Annotated in this window: 8 protein-coding genes; 7 read left to right on the top strand and 1 reads right to left on the bottom strand. The window is 69.3% G+C overall.

The annotated features are described in order from the left end of the window. Positions 1 to 76: 76 nt before the first annotated feature. The 5 genes from AC5JJ2_RS05745 to pstC all read left to right on the top strand — a co-directional run bounded on the left by AC5JJ2_RS05745 (position 77) and on the right by pstC (position 5,445). A complete protein-coding gene (locus tag AC5JJ2_RS05745; protein ID WP_495857010.1) occupies positions 77 to 424 on the top strand; it encodes a hypothetical protein in 348 nt (115 codons plus the stop codon). 62 nt (positions 425 to 486) lie between these two features. Next, complete coding sequence (locus tag AC5JJ2_RS05750) at positions 487 to 1,596, top strand: alginate O-acetyltransferase AlgX-related protein (protein ID WP_495857011.1); 1,110 nt, start codon at positions 487 to 489, stop codon at positions 1,594 to 1,596. Further along, positions 1,593 to 2,243: a hypothetical protein gene (locus tag AC5JJ2_RS05755; protein WP_495857012.1), complete on the top strand. Its 651-nt coding sequence runs from the start codon at positions 1,593 to 1,595 to the stop codon at positions 2,241 to 2,243. Before AC5JJ2_RS05750 ends, AC5JJ2_RS05755 begins: the two co-directional genes overlap by 4 nt. 85 nt (positions 2,244 to 2,328) lie before the next feature. Then, positions 2,329 to 3,417, top strand: coding sequence for a phosphate ABC transporter substrate-binding protein PstS (gene pstS, locus AC5JJ2_RS05760; RefSeq protein WP_495857013.1), 1,089 nt, complete (start codon positions 2,329 to 2,331; stop codon positions 3,415 to 3,417). Positions 3,418 to 3,567: 150 nt separating this feature from the next. Next, entirely contained in the window at positions 3,568 to 5,445 is a 1,878-nt protein-coding gene (gene pstC / locus AC5JJ2_RS05765; protein WP_495857014.1) for a phosphate ABC transporter permease subunit PstC, read from the top strand. A 22-nt stretch (positions 5,446 to 5,467) separates the two neighbouring features. On the opposite strand, the gene AC5JJ2_RS05770 is transcribed toward pstC, so the two are convergent. Continuing rightward, positions 5,468 to 7,534 (bottom strand): FAD-dependent oxidoreductase, encoded by a 2,067-nt coding sequence (locus tag AC5JJ2_RS05770; protein WP_495857015.1) that lies wholly within the window; start codon positions 7,532 to 7,534, stop codon positions 5,468 to 5,470. A 263-nt stretch (positions 7,535 to 7,797) separates the two neighbouring features. On the opposite strand from AC5JJ2_RS05770, the gene recA reads away from it, so the two are divergent. Together recA and AC5JJ2_RS05780 are read left to right on the top strand one after the other, a co-directional pair. Beyond that, positions 7,798 to 8,913 (top strand): recombinase RecA, encoded by a 1,116-nt coding sequence (gene recA / locus AC5JJ2_RS05775; protein ID WP_495857016.1) that lies wholly within the window; start codon positions 7,798 to 7,800, stop codon positions 8,911 to 8,913. A 303-nt stretch (positions 8,914 to 9,216) separates the two neighbouring features. Further along, positions 9,217 to 15,411: a DUF4394 domain-containing protein gene (locus tag AC5JJ2_RS05780; protein ID WP_495857017.1), complete on the top strand. Its 6,195-nt coding sequence runs from the start codon at positions 9,217 to 9,219 to the stop codon at positions 15,409 to 15,411. The last annotated feature ends 644 nt before the right edge of the window (positions 15,412 to 16,055 follow it).

Genomic DNA, 16,055 nt, shown 5'->3' on the forward strand with positions numbered 1-16,055 from the left:
TTCCCAGCCCGCGGCCCCGCTTACCCCCCTCCCTAACCCTCCCCCCCAAGGGGGGAGGGAACAAGACGGCCCCTGTTTGACCCACGCCTTGGTCGGCATCACATGGCTGGCGTTCCGCCACCTGTTCACGCTCGTCGTCGTACTCCTCGGCTGGGTGTTCTTCCGCGCTCAAACACTGGAGCAAGCCGGCGGCGTCTTCGCGGCGCTGTTCGGCCTCTCGGACGGCAGCCACGTCGCCGGTGACATCCTCACGAACGCCGGGCGGCTGGCCCTCGCCGTCGGGTGCGTGGCCTGCCTGCCGGTGCTGTCGTGGGCGAAGGGCCGGCCGTGGCTGGCCCTCGCCGGCCTCGTCGTGCTGATGCCGCTCGCGGCCGCGTGGATCGCCGGCAGCACGTACTCGGCGTTCATCTACTTCCGGTTCTAATCCCCATGTGCCATTTCCCGCCTCACCCCCGCCTGTCGCGCCCGGCCCGCCGGTGGACCGACGTGGCCGCCGTCGCCGCGTTCGCGCTGTTCCTGGCCGTGCCGCTGGTCGGCTACCTGTTCCGACCCGCGGCGTTCCCGGCGAACGAGAACCGCGAGCCGTGGCCGAGGCCGCCGTGGCCGACGGAACGGTGGAAGGCGAAGACGTTCCCGCCGATGTTCGACGCGCACTTCAACGACCACGTCGGGTTCCGCAGCGAGCTGCTCGACCTGCGGCGGAACGTGCTGCTCGAAACGCTCGGCGACTCGACCTCGGACAAGGTCTGGATCGGGGAAGACGGCTGGTTGTTCGTCTACAACTTCGGGCCGCAGGAACTCGCCCGCATGGGAATCGACGCCGACGCGCGGGTCCGCGACTGGGCGGCGGCGTTCGCCGAGCGGCGGGATTGGCTGGCGGCGCGGGGCATGAAGTACGTCGTCGTCGTCGCCCCAGAGAAGGCGAGCGTTTACCCGGAGCGCCTGCCCGCGGCCGTCCGCCGCCACCCGCCGTTCGTCGGCACGCCGGGCCTGGCGGAGAAGTTCGCCGTCGTCGATCCGCTGCCGTCGCTGCTCGCGGCGAAGGCGGCCGGGACGCAGGTTTACATGAAGAAGGACTCGCACTGGACGGACGCCGGGGCGTTCGTGGCGTACCGCGAACTCGGCCGCGTGCTGGGGTACGACGTGCCGGGCTTCCGGGCGAAAACCTTCGAGCAGTTCCGCGTCGTCCCCGGCGTGTACGCGAAGGCCGACCTCGCGCACACCCTCGGCCGCCCGCCGGCGGCCTGCACCGAGGCCGCGGACGAGTACACGGCCCCCGGCGTGCCGGCCGGGACGCCGCCGGCCGGGGCGTTTCAAGCGTCGGCGGAGCAAACTTGCGAGCGGCTGAAGCACGTCGAATCGCGGGTCACGGAATCGGCGTCCGGCGTCGGCCGGGCCGTGCTACTGACCGACTCGTTCGGCGGGAGTCTGCACCGGCTGCTCGCCACCGACTTCCGCCGCCTCGCGGCCGTCGGCACTTACGGCTTCCCGACGACCGCGATTGAGGCGGAGAAGCCGGACGTGGTGATTCAGTTGATGGTGGCCCGCACGATGGTGCTGTTCCCGCCGCAGCGGATCGCGACAATGGCCCCATGACGTGGGCGACGCAAACGATCCACGGGAAGCCGGTCGCCGTGTTCGCGCCGCCGGAGGCGCGGTTCACGGTTCTGTATCTGCACGAACACGACGAACCGGTCCCGACGGCCAACGCGGAGCTGACGGCCGCGCTCGGCGAGCATCGGCTCGCGTGCCTCGCCCCGCACGACGCCGGCGCGTGGTGGGCGAACCGCGTCCACCCGCCGTTCGACCCGACCGTCACCGCCGAAGCCTTCCTGCTGCAACTGCTTTCCTCTCCCCCGCTCGCATCCCTGGGCGGGCAGGCGGCCGTCCGGCTCGGGTTCCGTCACCCGCGGCTCGTCCCCGTCGTCGCGGCGTGGGACGCGGACTTCGACTTCCACGAGCGATACGGCAACGGCTCGTCGCTGGACGAGCTTTACGCGCGGAAGGAGCAGGCCCGGCAGGACACGGCCGTCCTCCAGGTGCGGCAGAACGATTACCCGCCGCATGTCTGGTTCGGCTGCCCGGCGGATTCCGAACGGTTCCGCGGCAACGACCGGCTGCACGAGAAGCTGGCCGCCGTCGGCGTGCCGCACGAGTTCGTGACGGCCGAAGCCCGGCCGTTCGCGGCGATGGTGGCGTTCGCCGCGGACGCGCTGTCGAAACAATCGCGCCGGCTGCTGTGACCCCTTCACGAAACCTTCACGCGGCCCGCGTTGTAGCTTCGCCCCCGGTCCGTAGGATGCCCGGAAACGTACCCGGAGCTTGCCGATGCCTCTCTCCCGCCGCCACTTCACGAAGCTACTGCTCGTCGCCCCGCTCGCCGCGGCCGGGTGCGGGGACGGCGGGTCCGGGTCCGGCGGGTCCACCGAGGGCGGCCCGCCGGTCCGCGTCAGCGCCGGCGGGGCGACGTTCGTGGACCCGATCATGCGGGCGTGGGCGAAGGACTACCGCAAGGCGAAGAAGACCGAGATCGACTACATCAAGAGCGGGTCCGGCAAGGGCATCAGCGACGTGACGGCCAAGACCATCGACTTCGGCTGCACCGACGCCCCGATGAGCAAGAAGGAGTACGAGGCCGCGAAGGCCGCCGGCGGCGACGTACTCCACATCCCGGTGACGATGGGCGCGGTCGCCATCGTCTACAACCTGCCCGGCGTCGAGAAGCTGAACCTCACCGGCCCGGTCCTCGCGGACATTTACCTGGGCAAGGTCGCGAAGTGGAACGACAAGGCGATCGCGGACCTGAACGCCGGCGCGACCCTGCCGGACAAGGCCATCGTCGCCGTCCGCCGGGCCGAGTCGAGCGGGACGACGAACATCTTCTCCGAGTACCTGTCGAAGGTCAGCGGCGAGTTCAAGGAGAAGGTCGGCACGACGAAGGAGATGAAACTGACCGGCGGCGTCGGCCAGCAGGGGAACGACGGCATCGCCGGGTTCGTCAAGAACAACGCCGGGGCCATCGGGTACGTCGAGCTGGCCTACGCGAACAAGAACCAGATTCCGACCGCGCTCTTGAAGAACAAGGCCGGCAAGGCGGTCGGCCCGAACGCCGACAGCGTGACGGCGGCGGCCGCCGCGGCGATGGGCGAGAAGCCGACGGCCGAGCCGTACACGCTGCACGACCTGACGTTCTCCCTGACGGACGCGGCCGGCGACGCGAGCTACCCGATCGTCGGCATCAGCTACGCGATCCTGTTCGCGAAGCAGTCGAAGGACAAGGGGCCGGCCGTCGTGGACTTCCTGAAGTGGGTCGTGGCCGACGGGCAGAAGCTGGCGACCGAGCTGGACTACGCCCCGCTCCCGGCCGACCTCGGCAAGAAGGCCCAGGCGAAGCTCGACGGCGTGACGTTCGAGTGACCTGACTTCCGAAGTCCGGCTTCGACTGCGGAAGTCGATCCCGCGCGGGGGCGGTCCTTCCCGGTCCCATAGCCCTTCGCCCCGCTCGACTTCCGAAGTCGAAGCCGGACTTCGGAAGTCGGGGTTCCGCTCACCGCCACGACATCCCTCATGCCCACCGCCACCTCGCCGCCGCCGCCCGTCCGCCCCTCCGCCACCCTGGGCGACGTGCTGTTCCGGCTGCTCTGCCAGTCGGCCGGCGGGTTCGTCCTGCTCGTCGCGTTCGCCCTCGTCGGCGTCCTCTTCTGGCAGGCCCGGCCGTTCCTGTTCGGGTCGAACCCGGCGCAACTGTTCACCAGCAGCGACTGGAACCCGGCCCAGGGGCGGTACGGCGCGCTCGTGTTCATCTACGGCACGCTCGCCACGTCGATCATCGCCATGGCCGTCGCCGTGCCGCTCGGCGTCGGGGCGGCCGCGTACCTGTCCGAGATCGCCACCGGCCGGCTGCGGAAGGTCTGCTCGTTCCTGCTGGAGCTGCTCGCCGCGATCCCGAGCGTGGTGTACGGGTTCTGGGGCATCGAGTTCCTCGCCCGCCGCGGGACGCGGCCGCTGTTCGAGGCGATCGGGCTGGAGAACACGGCCGCCGGGCAGGGCATCCTCGCGGCCGGGCTAGTGCTGGCGGTCATGATCCTGCCGTACATCACGGCCGTCAGTTACGACGTGTGCCAGGCCGTGCCGCGGAGCCAGCGGGAGGGGTCGCTCGCCCTCGGGGCGACCCGGTGGCAGACGATCTGGCGGGTCGTGCTGCCCTACGCCCGGCCGGGGATCATCGCCGCGTGCTTCCTCGCCCTCGGCCGCGCCGTCGGCGAGACGATGGCCGTCACGATGGTCATCGGCAACGCGCAAGACCTGCAGTTCTCCATCGCCGGGACCGGGGACGCGATCCCGAGCGCCATCGCGAAAATCCTTCCCGAAACCGCCCCGGCCGACACCGTGAAGCGGGCGGCACTGATCTCCCTCGGCCTGCTACTGCTCGTCATCACGCTCGTCACGAACGTGGCCGCCCGGCTCATCATCCGTTGGCTGAGCAGGCCGAAGGCGACGACCGCGCGAACGGAACCGGACGCGGCGGACGGACCGAAGGACGCGGTGAGCTTGCCGACGCCGACGCCGATGACGCCGGCGGAGGCGGCCCGCGCCCGCCGCCGACAGCTGCGGACGGACGCCGTCATGCGGAAGGTGCTCGCGCTCTGCCAGCTCGTCACCGTCATCCCGCTGTTCCTGATCCTGGGGTACATCGCGTACCAGGGGGCGGCCGGGGTGGACCTGAAGTTCTTCACGAACGAGCCGGACGACGGCGGCCTCGGCCACGCGATCTGGGGGAGCGTCCGGCTGGTGGCGCTGGCGACGGCGTGCGCCGTCCCGGTCGGCGTGTTCGCGGCCGTGCTGCTGTCCGAGTACCGGAACAGCCGGTTCGTGCCGGTCGTGCGGTTCGTCGCGGAGCTGCTCGGCGGCGTGCCGTCGATCGTGATCGGCGTGTTCGCCTACGCGGTGCTGGTCTACCCGATGTGGGCGGCGAAGCCGTGGGGCTACTCGGCGTGGGCCGGCGCGTTCGCGCTCGCCGTGATGATGCTGCCGGTCGTCATCCGCGCGTCCGAGGAGGCGATGCGGCTCGTCCCGAACGGCCTCCGGGAGGCGAGCTACGCCCTCGGCGCGACGCGGTGGCAGACGGTCGTGCGGGTCATCATCCCGGCCGCGCTGCCGGCGATCATCACCGGCGTTCTGCTCGCCGTCGGCCGCATCGCCGGGGAAACCGCGCCGCTGCTGCTGACGGCCTACGGGTCGAACTACTGGCCGCGGTCGCTGAACGACCCGACGCCGTTCCTGCCGTACTACATCTTCAACTACTCGAAGCAGCCGGACGGGTCCGACGAGATTCGCCTCGCGTGGGCGGCGGCGTTCGTGCTGCTGGTGCTCATCATCCTGCTGAACCTCGTCACCCGCCTCGCGGCCGGCAAGCGGGTCGTCGCCGCGTCCCAGGCGGCGTGAGGCGGCGACGACCCGCGACCCCTCACTTCGCCACGAACCGGACGGCGTCGGCGATGACGTGGCCGTCCGTCCCGGTCGTGCGAACCTCGACCCATCCGCCGTCGCCGGCGGCGAACGAGAACGTGCCGAGCGACAGCCCGCCGTCGGCGTGCGGCTTCCGTTGGTTCACGGTCACCGTCTTCTCGCCGTCCGCGGACGCCACAACGACCGGCACGTTCGTCGCCCGGTTCGCGTTCGCGCTGAAGTGCAGGAACACCTCGTACTTCCCGGCCTTCTCCAGCTTCGGCGTGAACCGCACCGACTTCTTCCCCTTCTGCTCGTTGTTGTCGTGCAGGTAGCCGTTGCCGACGAAGTGCCCGGTGCTGGCGGAGAACGCCCAGTCGCCGGTCTGCTTCGCCGCGGTCTCGTCGATCACGACGCCGGCCAGCTTCTTCGGATCGACCCCCTTCGCGCCGGGGCCGCCCTGGTAGTCGAGGACCTGCTTGTCCGCCAACATCTGCTTCTTCAGCTTCTCGTAGCTGACCTTCTGCACCGGCACGTTGTCGTCGATGGCGATCACCGCCCCGGTCGCGGCGCTCTGGCCGAGGACCATGAACACCGGCTCCATGCGGATCGACCCGTAGGCGATGTGCGAGCTGCTCACGCACACCGGGACGAGCAGGTTCGGGCACTCCGCCGCCTTCGGCACGATCGACAGGTAGCTGATCTGGTACGGCCCGCCGGGGCTGACCTGCACGTCGCCTTCATTTTGCACGAAGCCTTCCGGCGTCACGTACCGGGCGCAGTTGTGCGAGTCCATGTTGTACGACCCCATCCCGACAGACTGCGGCGTCGGCCGCTGGCGGCGGCAGTCGGCCTCCGTGTGAACGTAGTCGCTGACCATCCGCCGGGCCTCGCGGACGTAGATCTGGTGCGGCCAGCCACCGGTCTCCGTGAACTCGTCCTTCGGCAGCCCCCACTTCGCCATCTGGTCGCGGACTTCCTTCGGCACGCGCGGGTGGTTCGCGAGCGACCACATCAGGCCCTTCTGGTAGACCTCGTGGTCCTTCACGATCTTGTCCCGCTCGGCGTAGGTCGCGTCCGGGTAGGCGTGGTTCTGGCCGATGAAGTCGGTGCTGACGGCGCAGTTGTTGTTCGTGTCCGTCTTGCCGTTCGGCATCATGTCCGGCTTCATCGGGAACCGCTTGTCCCCTGCCTCGAAGTTCCGGAACAGCAACTCGTACTTCGCCTCGTCGTACCCGTCCGGCTTCGGGAACGGGACGCGATTCTCCGGCACGTTGCTCATACACATGCGGAAGCAGAAAGCCTGAAGGCGTTTGTCGGCCTCGCCGTCAGCGGCCAGCTCATCGTCCTTGTCTAGGCCGAAAATGACTCCGCTCTTCGGGTCGCCAGGCTTCTTGTACGGATCGACCTTCACGATAAAGCGGTGGTTATGCTGGTTCCACTTGCGGGCGACGCCGTTGAGCGTCTCGCCGTAGGCCTTGTTCGCCTCGCGACCGTAGGTGTAGGTCGAGCCGGACAAGGACATCAAGTCGCCTTCGTAGGTCGCATCGATGAACATCTTGCCTTCAAACGTCTTGCCGGATTCCATTTTGATCGATGTGATTCGTTTGCCCTCGAACTTCACACCATTGTGGCGCTTGTTGATGTTGTCGAATGACAGGTCGAGCCGTTCGCCCTCGACGAGCGGGACCTTCGCCTCGGCCAGCATCTCGCGAAGCAATTTCTCCGCGACGGCCGGCTCGAACGTCCACATCGCGTCCTCGTCTTTGCGGTAGTTCTTGTACTGCTCCGGCTTCTCGTGCTTCCACGCGGCCGGGTTGTCGTAGTGCTTCTTCACCCGCTGGTAGAACTCGCGGGACAGGCCGCCGACGACTGCCTTGTTCCCGCTGTCCGTGTACCCGAGGCCGCCGCTCGTCAGCCCGCCGACGTGCTTCGTCGGTTCGATGAGGACGACGGACTTGCCGAGCCGCTTGACCTGGATGGCGGCGGTGACGCCGCCGGACGTGCCGCCGTAGACGACGACATCGGCTTGGTCGGCGCGGGCGACGGGGGCGAGAAGCAAAAGTGAGATGAAGACGCGGAGCATGGGAGGGTTCCACAAAGTAGTAGGCACACTCCGTGTGCCGTCTCCTTCACGCCGCGGAGACCTTCACGGAGTCGTTGCGACCGATAGCAGACGGCACACGGAGTGTGCCTACTACTGTGTGCCCGACGCGGTGGATAGGATACCGATTGACGGGTCGGACCGACCGGCGAAAAATTCTTCCCCTACGCACCTTCACTTGCGCCCCCGTTTCCGGGTAGAGTCTCCCTCATCCCAATCCCACGCACGAGAACCACGAGGGCCACATGGCGGGCAAGAGCGATAAGTCCGAACCGAAGTTCGCGAAGGACATCCTGAAGGTCCAGGCCGAGATCAACAAGGAATTCGGCGAAGGCGCGATCATGTCCCTGGGCGACGTGGAAACGTCGCTGAAGGACATCGAGGGCATCTCGACCGGCTCCCTCGCCCTCGACCTCGCGCTCGGCGGCAAGGGGCTGCCCCGCGGCCGCGTCATCGAGGTGTACGGCAACGAGTCGAGCGGCAAGACGACCATCGCCCTGCACACCATCGCCAGCGCCCAGAAGCAGGGCGGCGTCGCCGCGTTCATCGACGCCGAGCACGCCCTCGACCCGACTTGGGCACGCAAGATCGGCGTGGACCTCGAGAGCCTGCTCGTCAGCCAGCCGAGCTACGGCGAGGAAGCCCTCCGCATCGCGGAGATGCTCGTGAAGTCGAACGCCGTGGACATCATCGTCATCGACTCCGTGGCCGCCCTCGTGCCGAAGGCGGAGCTGAACAACGAGATCGGCGACTCGTCCGTCGGCGTGCAGGCCCGGCTCATGAGCCAGGCCCTCCGCATCCTGAACCCGATCATCAACAAGACGAAGACGTGCGTGATCTTCATCAACCAAATTCGCCAGAAGATCGGCGTCATGTACGGCAACCCGGAGACGACGACCGGCGGCCTCGCGCTCAAGTTCTACGCCTCCGTGCGCTTGGAGGTCCGCAAGGCGGCCCTGCTCAAGGACGGGGACGAGGCCATCGGCACGGAGATGAAGGTGAAGGTGGTCAAGAACAAGATCGCCGCCCCGTTCATGACGGCCGAGATGGAACTCTACTACGACCACGGCATCGACCTCGAGAACGACGTGCTGAAGATCGGCGAGGAGGAAGAGATCGTCACCAAGAGCGGCGCGTTCTGGAGCTACGGCGAGACGCGGCTGGGGCAGGGCAAGGACAACGCCCGCGCGTTCCTGCGGGAGAACCCGGAGCTGCGCGACGCGATCATCAAGGAGATCTTGGCCAAGCGGGCCGGGACGGTCGTGGACGTGCCGGCCATCGAGGGGGCGGACGACGAGACGGCGCTCGACGAGGAACCGGCCCCGGTCCCGAAGAAGCGGACCAAGGCGGCGACGGAGTAAACATTAAAATCGTGCAAATTATCGGGGGCAGCGGGCCGACTCGTTCGGCCCGCTGCCCCCGGCGCGTTTGCGACGATTTCTCCGATTTTGCTGATTTTTCGGGCGTATAGTTCAATCGCCGGTCGCACACTTCGCGCGGCACAGATTGTGCATTTTAACTAAAACCACCAGTTCATCCTGTTTCTCCTACTCGCCAGACAACTCTTTCGCTAAAGTCTTCGTCGTACCTGTGATCTCGTCTCGCAGGGTTGGGACCACTTCGCCCCGTGTTCCACGCGTTCATTTCACACCAGGAGTTGTTCCATGCGCCGCTCGCGTAAGAAGTCGGTTCGTCCGTTGGTTCGCCGCCCGCTCGTGTCGCTGGAGTATCTGGAAGGCCGGGAGGTGCCCGCGGCCGCGTTCGCGCTCAGCGGGACGAACCTGCTGTCGTTCGACACGGCCAGCCCGACGATCACCCAGACGACGGCGATCACCGGGATCACCGGCGGCGAGACGCTCGTGGGGATCGACTTCCGCGCCCAGAACGGGCTGCTGTACGGCCTCGGCGTGGACGCGACCAACGACATCGCGACGCTGTACGCGATCTCGACCCGTACCGGGGCCGCCACGGCCGTCGGCACGGCCGGGCAGGTGACGTTCACGACCGACGGGACGACGAAGGTGGACCTGCCGGACCCGGCGACGGTCGGGTACGGGATCGACTTCAACCCGGCGGCCGACCGGTTCCGGGTCGTGGCCGGGAGCCTGAACTTCCGGGTGAACCCGAACACCGGCGGGCCGGTGGACGGCGACAACACCGGCCTGACCAGCGGCACGGTCACCGGGACGAACCCGGACGGCCCGATCAACGCCGGGACGACGACCGTGGACGCGGCCGGGTACACGAACAACCAGCCGAACAACGGCGGCGTCACCACCCAGTACACGCTCGACGCGAGCACGGACCAACTGTTCATCCAGGCCCCGCCGAACACCGGGACGCAGACGCTCGGCCAGACGGTGACGCTCGGCGGGAGCACGCTCGACTTCACGGCCGTCAACGGGTTCGACATCCCGGCCGGGGTGAACGCGGCGGCGAGTAACACGCCCGTCGTGGCCGGCAGCGCCTTCGCGGTGCTGAACGTCGGCGGCACGACCGGCCTGTACAGCATCAACCTCGTCGATGCCACGGCGACCCTGGTTGGGAACGTCGGCACCGGGGCGACGGCGGTGAGCGGGCTGGCCGTGCAAAGCGACCTCGGCGGCCTCCCGGCGATCGCGCTCGACGCGACCGGCGGCAACCTGCTGCGGTTCAACACCGCGACGCCGGGCACGGTCACGACGCAGGCCCTCAACACGGCGGCCGTGGTCACGGGCGAAACGCTCGTCGGCATCGACTTCCGGCCGCAGACCGGCCAGCTGTACGCCCTCGGCATCGACGCCACGGCGGAAACCGGGACGCTCTACCTGGTCGATCCGCAAACCGGCGTCGTCAGCGTCGCCGTAGCCGGGACCGCGAGCGCCATCACGTTCGCCGGCGTCGATTTCCCCGACCCGGCGACCGCCGGCTACGGGTTCGACTTCAACCCGACCGTGGACCGCATCCGCGTCACCACCTCGACCGGGCTGAACTTCCGCATCAACCCGAACAACGGGCTGCCCGCGTCGGCCACGCCGGACGGGGCGATCACCGGCCTGCCCGGCGGGTCCACCGGCGTTTCCGCCACGGCGTACACGAACAGCTTCGGCCAGTCGCTGACCGGCGGCGTCACCACCCAGTACACGCTGGACGCGGCGAGCAACTCGCTGTTCATCCAGAACCCGCCGAACAACGGCACGCAGACGAACCAGCTCCCGATCACCGAGGGCGGCACGCCGCTCGACTTCACCGACATCAACGGGTTCGACATCCCGGCCGGCGTGCGGGTCGGCACCAGCGCCGCCCCGGTCGCCAGCGGGTTCGCCTACGCGTCGCTGGTCGTCAGCGGCACGACGAGCCTGTACCGGATCGACCTGACCACCGGGGCCGCCACCAACCTCGGGGCCGTCGGGGCGGGCGCGACGCCGCTCGCCGGGTTCGCGCTCGCGGACGCGGCGGCCGGGACGGTGGCGTTCGCCGCGGCCACGGCGACCGTCAACGAGAACGGCGGCACGGCCGCCCTCACGCTCACCCGCACCGGCGGCACGACCGGCGAATTGACGGTCACGGTCAACGTCACCGGCGGCACGGCCGCGGCCGGGGCCGACTTCACCGCCGGGCCGTACACCGCCACGTTCGCGGACGGCGCGACGGTCGCCACCCTCAACGTTCCGATCGCCGACGACGTGATCTTTGAAGGCAACGAGACGATCGTGCTGACGATCGCGGCGGTGAACAACGCCGCCGTCATCGGCACGCCGAACGTCAGCACGCTGACGATCACCGAGAACGACCCGCAGCAGACGTTCGCCGTCACCGACGCGCAAGGGTTCGCGCTCATCGGCGGGACGCTGTCGGCGTTCAGCTCGACCAACCCCGGCGCGTCCCTGGCCCCGATCGCGCTGACCGGCGTGACGGCCGGCGAGACGCTCGTGGCCATCGACTACCGGCCGCAGAACGGCCTCCTGTACGGCCTCGGCGTGGATGCGGCGAACGACACGGCCACGCTGTACCTCATCTCCCCGCGGGGCGGCGTCGCGACGGCCATCGGCACGGCCGGGCAGGTCACGTACACGACCGACGGGACGACGAAGGTGGACCTGCCGGACCCGGCGACCGTGGACTACGACATCGACTTCAACCCGGCCGTGGACCGCGTCCGCGTCGTGGCCGGCGGCCTGAACTTCCGCATCAACCCGAACACCGGCGCGCCCGTGGACGGCGGCGTGGCCACCGGGACGAACCCGGACGGGGCGATCAACGGCGGGACCACGACCGTCGGCGGCACGGCGTACACGAACAGCTTCCCGAACAACGGCGGGGTGACGACGCAGTTCACGCTCGACGCGAGCACGGACAAGCTGTTCGTCCAGAACCCGCCGAACAACGGCACGCAGGTGAGCGGCCTCGGGATCACGGTCGGCGGCAACCCGCTCGACTTCACGGCCGTGAAGGGGTTCGACATCCTCGCCGGGGTGAACGCCCCGGCGTCGAACGGCATCCCGGCCGCCGGGGAGGGGCTGGCCGTCCTGACCGTCGGCGGGTCGGACATCCTGTACCGCATCGACCTGACGACCGGGGCGGCGACCGTCCTCGGCCCGATCGGCGCGTCCCCGGCCGGCATCGACAGCGTCGCGTTCCAGAGCGACCTCGGCCTCGTGCCGACGATCTCGCTCGTCGCCTCGCCGTCGCCGCAGCTGGTCCGGGCGAACGACCCGGCCGGCCTGTTCACCGTGTCGGTCACCGGCGTGGCGGCCGGCGAGTCGCTCGTGGGCATCGACTTCCGCCCGCAGACCGGCCAGCTGTACGGCCTCGGGATCAACGCCACGGCCGAGACCGGCACGCTGTACCTGCTCGACCCGCAGACCGGGGCGGCCACGGCCGTCGGCACGCCCGGCGCGGTCGCGTTCCAGGACGCGGCCGGCGTCGCCGTGGACCTGCCCGACCCGGCGACCGCCGGGTACGGCCTCGACTTCAACCCGGCCGTGGACAAGCTCCGGGTCGTCACCAGCACCGGGCTGAACTTCCGCGTCAACCCGCTCACCGGGGCGGCCATCGACGGCGACCTCGGGGGCGCGGCCGGGAGCGTGGCGAACACGAACACGGACGGCAACATTAACGGCACCGGCGTCACCGGCGTCAGCGCGACGGCGTACACGAACGACTTCGGCCAGGTGGCGACCGGGAAGACGACCCAGTACACGCTCGACGACGTGACGAACAGCCTGTACATCCAGACGCCGCCGAACAGCGGGACGCAGACGGCCGCCCTGCCGATCACCCTCGGCGGCAACCCGCTCGACTTCACCGCCGTCAACGGGTTCGACATCGGGGCCGGCGTCAGCGTCGCCGCGTCCAACGCGGCGGCCGTCGGCGTCGGGCTGGCGAACCTGACCGTCGGCGGGTCGGCCGGGCTGTACCGCATCGACCTGGCGACCGGCGAGGCCGCCCTCGTCGGCACGCTCGGCAGCGGCGCGACCTCGTTCGCCGGGCTGGCGACGGCCGACACACCGGCCGGCACGATCGCGTTCACGGCCGCCGCGTTCAACAAGTTGGAAGCCGGCGGGACGCTCGACCTCACGCTCACCCGCACCGGCGGGACGGGCGGCGCGGTCACCGTCACGGTCACCCTGACCGACGGCACGGCGACCGGCGGCACGGACTTCACGGCCGACCCGATCACCGTCACGTTCGCCGACGGCGCGACCACGGCCACCGCGTCCGTCCCGCTGACGGACGACGCGCTGGACGAACTCGACGAGACGTTCACCGCGACGATCACCGCGCCGACGAACGGCGCGGTCCTCGGGGCGCAGACGACGGCCACGGCGACGATCGTGGACGACGACGGCCAACCGACGGTCAGCGTCGCCGACGCGAAGGTCGTGGAAGGCAACGCCGGCACGACGCAACTCGTGTTCACGCTCACCCTGTCGAACGCCACCTCGCAGACGGTCACCGTCACGGCCGACACGTCCGACGTGACGGCGATCGCCGGGAAGGACTACACGGCCGTCGCCGGCAAGCTCGTCACGTTCGCCCCCGGCGAGACGACGCAGACGGTCAGCATCGACGTGACCGGCGAGACGATCTTCGAGGCGGACGAGACGTTCAAGCTCGCCCTGTCCGCCCCGACGAACGCGACGCTCGGCATCCAGCCCACGGCCGTCGGGACGATCACCAACGACGACACCGCCCCGACGGTGACGATCAACAGCGTGAGCGTTGCCGAAGGGGACGACGGCACGACGGCGGCGACGTTCACCGTCACGCTGTCGGCGGCCAGCGAGGTCCCGGTCACCGTCACGGTGGACACGAAGGACGGCACGGCGAAGGCCGGGTCGGACTACACGGCCGTGGCCGGCAAGGTGGTGACCATCGCGGCCGGGGCCACGACCGCCACGTTCGCCGTGACGATCTCCGGCGACACGGTGAACGAGGCGGACGAGACGTTCACGGCCGTCCTGTCCAACCCGACCGGGGCGACGATCGCGACCGGCGGCGGGACCGGGACCGGCACGATCACGAACGACGACGCCGCCCCGACGCTGACGATCAACGACATGGCCACGTTCGAGGGGAACGCCGGCACGACGACGCTGACGTTCACCGTCACCCTGACCGGCGCGACGGACCAGACGGTCACGGTGAGCGTGGCGACGGCGGACAACAGCGCCCTGGCCGGGTCGGACTACGTCGCGCTGGCGGCGACGACGCTGACGTTCGCCCCCGGCGAGACGACGAAGACCGTCACCGTCACCGTCACCGGGGACACGGTCGTCGAGAACGACGAGACGTTCCTGGTGCAACTGTCCAACCCGACGGTCGGGACGATCGCCGACGGGACCGGGTTCGCCACCATCGTCAACGACGACAACCCGGTCGTGCCGCCGGTGAACAAGACGCTCCTGGTGGGCGTGCCGAACACGGCCATCGGGGCGGGGAGCGGGACGCCGACCGTCCGCGTCATCGACGCGGCCGGCAAGCAGCTGTCGTCCGGCCCCGGCCTGCCGGCGACGTTCACCGGCGGCGTGCGGACGGCCGTGGCCGACGTGAACGGGGACGGCACGCCGGACATCATCGTCGGCAGTGGCCCCGGCTCGATCACCCTCGTCCGCGTCCTGGACGGGGTGACGAACAAGGAAATCTTCACCGTCCAGCCGTTCGAGGGGACGTTCACCGGCGGCGTGTACGTGGCGGCCGGCGACGTGAACGGGGACGGGTTCGCGGACATCGCGATCAGCCCGGACCGGGGCGGCGGCCCGCGGGTGGACATCTACAGCGGGAAGGTCGGGTTCGCGAAGATCGACAGCTTCTTCGGGATCGACGACCCGAACTTCCGCGGCGGGGCGCGGGTGGCGATCGGCGACATCAACGGCGACGGCGTCGGCGACCTGGTCGTCGCGGCCGGGTTCCAGGGCGGGCCGCGGGTGGCGGCGTTCAACGGCAAGTCGCTCGGCACGGCCACGCGGGTGAAGCTGTTCAACGACTTCTTCGCGTTCGAGCCGACGCTCCGCAACGGCGCGTTCGTGACCGTGGGGGACGTGAACGGGGACGGGTTCGCGGACATCATCGCCGGCGGCGGGCCGAACGGCGGGCCGCGGGTGACGGCGTTCAACGCGAAGACGCTCATCTCGTCCGGCGGCGGGCAGTTGGAGTTCCTGGCCAACTTCTTCGCCGGCGACCCGAACACCCGCACCGGCGTGCAGCTGGCCGTCAAGGACATCGACGGCGACAACAAGGCCGACCTCCGCACGGTCGTCGGCGGGCAGGACCAAGTCCTGACGTTCCTCGGCAAGGACCTGACGCCGACCGGCACGCCGCCGTCCACGACGCTGGACGGGCTGCCGGACTTCAACGGCGGCGTGTTCGTCGGGTAACCGCGGCCGCAAGTTACGAAACCGTTACGGCCCGCCACTTCCGAGGGGAAGTGGCGGGCCGGGTTCGTTTTCAAAGTAGTAGGCACACTCCGTGTGCCGTTTCCTGTCGGCCTCGGCGACTCGGGCGAACGCCCCGCGACTCGGACGAACTCACCGCCACCGGCAGCAGACGGCACACGGAGTGTGCCTACTACTATGAGGGGTCGCGGCCCGGAAGACTTCCCGCTGCGGCCGGAAGGAGACGGCACACGGAGTGTGCCTATCTACTTTGTCCTTGAATCAAAATCCCCGATTTCCCCCTCGCCCGCCCGCGTTGCCGCGCCCCCGCCGGTGGGACCGGGGCAACCGCGTCGATGGTCCCAACTTGCGCGGTTGTGCCGCCGGGTGTAACTGCTTCGCCGCGTGACGGCCGGCGCGAATTCCGACCTGTGCCGACGATTCCTGTCCGGCATTGCGGGCGGCATCGGTTAGAGTTTCCCGTTGATGGCCCGCACCGGGGGACGCGCGGACGCGCACGGTGCGGCGGGCGGCGGGGCGTGCCACGGGCGGCAAAAAACGCGGCGGCGGGGACAATCCGTTCCCGCCTCAAACCCGTCTAAATGCGAGACGGATCACTACCGGACACACCACCAGACAATCGCTCA

It is taken from the genome of Limnoglobus sp., from assembly GCF_059499385.1.

Bases quoted from the DNA above. Each gene is read 5' to 3' on its own strand.
- AC5JJ2_RS05755 (WP_495857012.1), top strand. From the start codon at position 1,593: ATGACGTGGGCGACGCAAACGATCCACGGGAAGCCGGTCGCCGTGTTC.
- pstS (WP_495857013.1), top strand. From the start codon at position 2,329: ATGCCTCTCTCCCGCCGCCACTTCACGAAGCTACTGCTCGTCGCCCCG.
- pstC (WP_495857014.1), top strand. From the start codon at position 3,568: ATGCCCACCGCCACCTCGCCGCCGCCGCCCGTCCGCCCCTCCGCCACC.
- AC5JJ2_RS05770 (WP_495857015.1), bottom strand. From the start codon at position 7,534: ATGCTCCGCGTCTTCATCTCACTTTTGCTTCTCGCCCCCGTCGCCCGC.
- recA (WP_495857016.1), top strand. From the start codon at position 7,798: ATGGCGGGCAAGAGCGATAAGTCCGAACCGAAGTTCGCGAAGGACATC.
- AC5JJ2_RS05780 (WP_495857017.1), top strand. From the start codon at position 9,217: ATGCGCCGCTCGCGTAAGAAGTCGGTTCGTCCGTTGGTTCGCCGCCCG.